General features: G+C 66.3%; 4 protein-coding genes. 3 read left to right on the top strand and 1 reads right to left on the bottom strand.

The window, feature by feature from the left end:
- Positions 1 to 480 precede the first annotated feature (480 nt).
- Together MJ783_RS17580 and MJ783_RS17575 are read left to right on the top strand one after the other, a co-directional pair.
- A complete protein-coding gene (locus MJ783_RS17580; RefSeq protein WP_239311664.1) occupies positions 481 to 1,326 on the top strand; it encodes a CPBP family intramembrane glutamic endopeptidase in 846 nt (281 codons plus the stop codon).
- A 219-nt stretch (positions 1,327 to 1,545) separates the two neighbouring features.
- Positions 1,546 to 3,222, top strand: coding sequence for a CYTH and CHAD domain-containing protein (locus MJ783_RS17575; RefSeq protein ID WP_239311662.1), 1,677 nt, complete (start codon positions 1,546 to 1,548; stop codon positions 3,220 to 3,222).
- A gap of 106 nt (positions 3,223 to 3,328) precedes the next feature.
- On the opposite strand, the gene MJ783_RS17570 is transcribed toward MJ783_RS17575, so the two are convergent.
- Complete coding sequence (locus MJ783_RS17570; RefSeq protein ID WP_239311660.1) at positions 3,329 to 4,219, bottom strand: helix-turn-helix transcriptional regulator; 891 nt, start codon at positions 4,217 to 4,219, stop codon at positions 3,329 to 3,331.
- 625 nt (positions 4,220 to 4,844) lie between these two features.
- Between MJ783_RS17570 and MJ783_RS17565 the strand changes: the two genes are divergently transcribed.
- Positions 4,845 to 5,306, top strand: a complete 462-nt coding sequence (locus MJ783_RS17565) for a DUF5666 domain-containing protein (protein WP_239311658.1) — start codon at positions 4,845 to 4,847, stop codon at positions 5,304 to 5,306.
- Positions 5,307 to 5,368 lie beyond the last annotated feature (62 nt).

Raw genomic sequence — 5,368 nt, 5'->3', positions numbered from 1 at the left:
AGCCAGCTGGATCCGGCGCATGACCAGCAGGCGCGTGGACGGAGCTGTCCAGTCCTGGGCGTCGTTCATGTGATCCGTTCGCTGGGCCTGTCAGCCCGTTGCCGTGGGATATCCGCTTCGCGGTCAGCGGCCCGGAGCCGTGGGCTCGGCGCTGGGGTGAGCGTGACAGAGCAGGATGTCATCTGCCGTTTTGTCCCATCTGCATGTTGCCGTGCCCGCTCGGTACGCACTTCTCGAGTGCATACGATACATATATTTTATGCAATGTATGGATTTTATAGAGTAAATAGGATCTTTTTTGTATTTTAAGATCATAGTTGTTGTGGTTAGGATGATTTTGTCCTGTGCTGGTGCTGTTGTCCAGAGTCTTCGCGGAGCCGGAGCCCTCGGCCGGTGACATCCGCCGTCAGAATCTGGGCGGGCAGCATGCGGAGCCGGCCATCAGGACGTGCGGTTCGCCTGGACGGCTACGGTCGCCAGATGGGTGTGCGTGGGGATGAGCGGACCGTGGTACCGATCGAGGCCGACCGGTCAGCCGCTGGCGCTGGTGGCCTGGGCGGGGTCGGCCGGCCGTTGTCCCGGCGGCTGTTCGTAGCCGAGGTGTGGCTCGTCCTCGGTGTCTCGCTGGGAGCCTCCGCGCTGTGGGCCGCTGTCCGTTACATCGGCGACCTGACCGCACCTGTGCCGCTTCGTCGGCAGGTTGCCGAGCTGAACTCGTCGGCGGCTCCGGGACGTCCGTGGCTCGATCTCGCATTGCAACTGGTCGGTATCGCAACCGCGCTGGTGCCCGCGCTGTTGGCGCTGAACCTGCTCGCGCGCGACGGCGGCGGCCCGTCCGCCATCGGGCTCGACTGCCGCCAGCCCAGCCGCGACGTCGGCTTCGGGGCCGGGCTCGCCGCCATGGTCGGCGGTACCGGGCTCGGGCTGTACCTGCTCGCCTGGCACTCGGGCGTGAACCTGACCGTGGTTCCCACAAGCCTGCCGGCTGTGTGGTGGCGCGTCCCCGTCCTGCTGGCGTCGGCGGTGGAGAACGCGCTGCTCGAGGAGGTCGTTGTGGTCGGCTACCTGTTGACCCGGTTGCGCCGGTTTGGCTGGAACGACCGGACAGCGCTCGCCACGAGCGCTGTCCTGCGTGGCTCGTACCACCTGTATCAGGGTTTCGGTGGTTTTGTCGCTAATTTACTTATGGGCCTGCTGTTCGGTCGGATCTATCAACGTCACGGGCGGATCGGTCCACTTGTCGTAGCTCATTCCCTGATCGATTCAGTTGCTTTTGTCGGTTATGTGATTTTGGTCGGCAAGGTGTCCTGGCTCCCCCAGCCATGATCTTGTTGGGCGCGGGCGTTGGGGTGGGCATCGAAGCAGACATCGCGGCAGGTGGCGAAGCGGGCATCGGGGCGACAAGGTAGTTAACATTCGTTGAACAACGGTTATCTTTTTGTCGTTTATTGTGTGCGATTAGCGTGATCGAATTGTCGCCGGCAGCGAGATTATTGTCATCCGTTGATGGTGATGCTTCGGTCGGATGTGATGAAAGGGCACGGCATGGGCAGTGAACTGAGGGAAGTCGAACGTAAGTTCGCGGTCGATCCAGCCTTCGTGCTTCCCGCGCTGGATCAGTTGCAAGGAGTCACTAGCGTTACCGAGCCGGAAACGGTCACCCTGGAAGCCGTCTACTATGACTCCGACGATTTTCGGCTGGCCAACAATAAGATCACATTCCGGCGGCGGACCGGAGGGCACGACGAGGGCTGGCACCTGAAGCTGCCGATCAAAACTGGTGAGCGTACCGAGATCCAGCGCCCCCTTTACTCGGTTGCGGACGGCGTCGACGGGGCGAATGATCCGGCTGGAAGGAGCGGCCAGCTGCCGGTCGCGGCTGATCCAGTACCGGAAGTGTCCGCCGTCGCTCACGCCGCCGCCGGACCAGCCAACGGCTGGGCAGACAGCGTTCCGCCCGCTGAGCTGGTGGAGCTGGTATCCGTCCACCTGCGCGGTGCGCCGCTGCAACCGGTGGCGCGGCTGGTCACGAGCCGCACGGCGATTCGCCTCCGCGATGCCACCGGAGCTGATCTCGCCGAGGTGGTTGACGACTGCGTCAGCTCCCAGACTCTCGGCGGGAACACCGCGCGCCCGCGGCGCCGTGAGTGGCGCGAGATCGAGGTCGAACGTGTCGGTGCTGGTGAGAACAGCCTGCTGGACAGGGTCGGCGCTACCCTGTCGGCGGCTGGCGCGTCCCAGGCCCTGGAGCCGTCCAAACTCGCGCGGGCGCTGGGGCCGACGCTGGCGAACCAACGGCGATCCGCGGCGGCGCCGTCCCGGGGCAGGCTGCGGCCGAAGTCGCCGGCCGGCGAGGTGGTTCGGGCCTACCTGGCGGCCCAGGTGGAGGTGCTGCTCGCCACCGATCCCCGCGTGCGCCTGGACGCACCGGATGCCGTGCACAAGATGCGGGTGGCGACCCGCCGGTTTCGCAGCACGCTGCGTACCTTCGCGCCGATGTTCGACCCGGCGGTCGGCAGCCACCTGGACGGGGAGCTACGCGATCTGGCCGGTGCGCTGTCCGCGGCCCGCGACTGCGAGGTGATGGTCGAGTACTTCGACGGGCGGATGGCCGAACTGCCCGGTGAGCTGGTGCGCGGTCCGGTCGTCGAGACGATTGACAGCCAGCTGCTCGCGGGCCAGGCTGAGGCTCGCGGCGAGACCTTGGCGATGCTGCGCAGCGAGCGTTACCTGACGCTCATCGCTGATCTACAGGTAGTGGTTGCCGGACCGCTGCGTGGCCCGGCAGCGCAGCCCGCGCGTATCGCTGTCCCGCAGCTGATCGGACGCGCCGATCGTCGGCTGACTCGCAAGGTCGCCGCGGCCCTGGCCACGCCGTCCGGGCATGAGCGGGACATCCAGCTGCACAGCGCCCGCAAGCAGGCGAAGCGCTTGCGATACGCGGCCGAGACAGCCGTACCGCTCTTCGGGTCCGACGCGGTGGAGCTCGCCAGGCTGGCCGAGCAGATCCAGGAGCTGCTCGGCACACATCAGGATGCCACCGTCGCACAAGGGCTGCTTCGTGGGTGGGGCACGGCGGCCGCGGATGCCGGCAAGCCGACCGCGTTCACGCTTGGGCTGTTGTTGGGCCTGGAGGAATGCCGTGCGCGGACCGCGGAACGGGATTTCATCGACTTCTGGCCGGCGGCATCCCGGCGGCGGCACCGCCGCTGGCTGGGCTGATCCGTACATTCTACGGCGTGTTCCGGAAGCCGCCGTTCGATCAGGGAGCCGCGGCCAGGGGCCGCCTGGACGCGGCGAGCCGGACAGATGACCTTCGAAACACGCCCTAATGGTCGTAGAAGCCGTGTGACCGGTCGTTGCCGACCCACCGTGCCGGCAGTTCCGTCAGCTGCCGGACCCGGTCCCGGTCAGTGGGGGTGACCGGGGTCTGCAGCAGGATGGTCGCATCCGGGTCGTCGGTGGGACGGAACAATGAGATGATCAAAAGGATCTCCCCGACGGTCGCGGTGGCGACCGTCACCTTCCGGCTGGTGAACTCGTGTGCCGACCGGTTTTCCCACCACTGCTTCAGGTCAGGCTTGTCGGCCTCGAGCAGCATGAATATCTCCTGGACACGTTCGTCCTGGAAATCGCCGTCGGCGCGTGAGCGGAACTGCGCGAGCACAGCCTTGGTCACGGCTTCCCACTCATGCAGCGTGCTGCCGAGCAGCCGGCTGGTGACCATCAGATACAGGAGGTTCCGGCGCCGATCGTCGACGAGGCCGGGGTCCGTCCACAGCGCCGCATAGGCGTCGTTCCAGCCGATGATGTCGAAGCTGTGGTCCAGAAGCAGCGCGGGACTGGTCGGCCAACTGTCCAGAACGGGTTGGAGCAGCCGCGCCACAGCATGGCGTTGATCGTGGGTGTGCCGCGCCCGGCGCGGCGGGGCGTGCAGGCCCGCGAGTGCCAGGGCATGCCGTCGAGCATGATCGTCCAACCGCAGAGTGCGCGCCACAGCTTCGACGACCGGTCGGGAAGCCGCTACCCGTCCTTGCTCGAGCCAGGTGTACCAGGCGAGCCCCAGGCCGGACAGCTGTGCCACTTCCTCTCGTGGTAGCCCGGGTATTCGTTCACGGTGGGCCTGCAGGAACTTACCGAGTTCGCGTTGCCGGGACTCCCGTTGGACGCCGCTGCTCGCCGTGTTGCCTACCGCACCGTGCGCCGTACTTTCTGTCATGGCTAACCGTCCTGTCGGTTATCGCCCGGACACTTTTCGCAAGACCCGGCGGCGGGGGAAGCCATGGGGCACCCGCGGGCGGAGCGATGGCCACCTGTCCGTCGACGGGGCAGGTGCCGTTGACCTGGCAGCTGGCTTTTACGGGACACCTGTCGATGTTGACATCAGCAGGACCGCCGCTTAGCGGCATTCAGCGCAGTGCGACCTTGCCCTCCCCGGTTGGCCGGAGTTCGGCCGCGGCTCCCCGGCTTGGAGCGCCCGGCAATAGAGGATGCGGCATTGCGGGGCTGGGGTGCGCACCTCGCGTCATCGCTGCCCATCCATCGCCGCGCGATGCACAGGTACCCCGGCTCCTCGGTCGCCCCACAAGCTCCGGCGCATCCCTCCGTCGCCGCGCGATGCACGCACCTCAATCCCGCTTCTTGATCCACGCCCCTGTTGTCGGGCATTCGTAGCGCGTGTTTGAGATCGTCATTCCGGCATACTGATCAAAGGCCCGGCCCCGGACAGGTTCTCACACAGTTCTGACATTTCTCTGACGAAAGACACACGGCGCCCCGGCAAGGTGACGGTGTCGCGGACCACGGTGGCCGCGTTCAACGGAGGTGACGGCGTGAGGATATCAATGGCAACGAAGCTCGCCGCGATGGCGGGCGCTGCGGTCATCGCGGCCGGTAGCGCCGCGACCGTGGCACTGGCCGACTCGGGAGGGCCTGTCACACCGGCCGCGAATGCCACGACGGCCACCGCCGACCCGATCTCGGAGGTGGCGTCTGATGCTCGAGGCCATCGCGCCTGGCTCGCGGACAAAGGCGTGCACGGGGAGTTCGTGGCGCGGACGGCGGACGGGTTCAAGACGTTCGATGTGCAGAAGGGGACCGTGACAGCGGTGTCCGGTTCGTCGTTGACCGTCCGCAGCGATGACGGATACACCGTCTCCTACTCGATCACGGATAGCACGATTGTGCGCCGAGGCAAGAACAAAGCGGATATATCGGCGGTGAAGGCCGGGGAGAAGATCGTGATCGGCGCCCGTGTCGACGGCCAGACACGGACAGCGCTCCGCGTGATCGTGCAGGTCAGCTGAGCCGTTTGTCAGGGGAGAGAGCGGTGGCATCTGGCTGACTGGCGGTGAGCGGCCGGATGGTG

The organism is Protofrankia sp. Cj3, assembly GCF_917627355.1.
In the GTDB taxonomy this organism is placed as follows: Bacteria; Actinomycetota; Actinomycetes; order Frankiales; family Frankiaceae; genus Protofrankia.
Note: the sequence above shows the minus strand (reverse complement) of the source record. Positions and strands in the feature narration are given on the sequence as shown.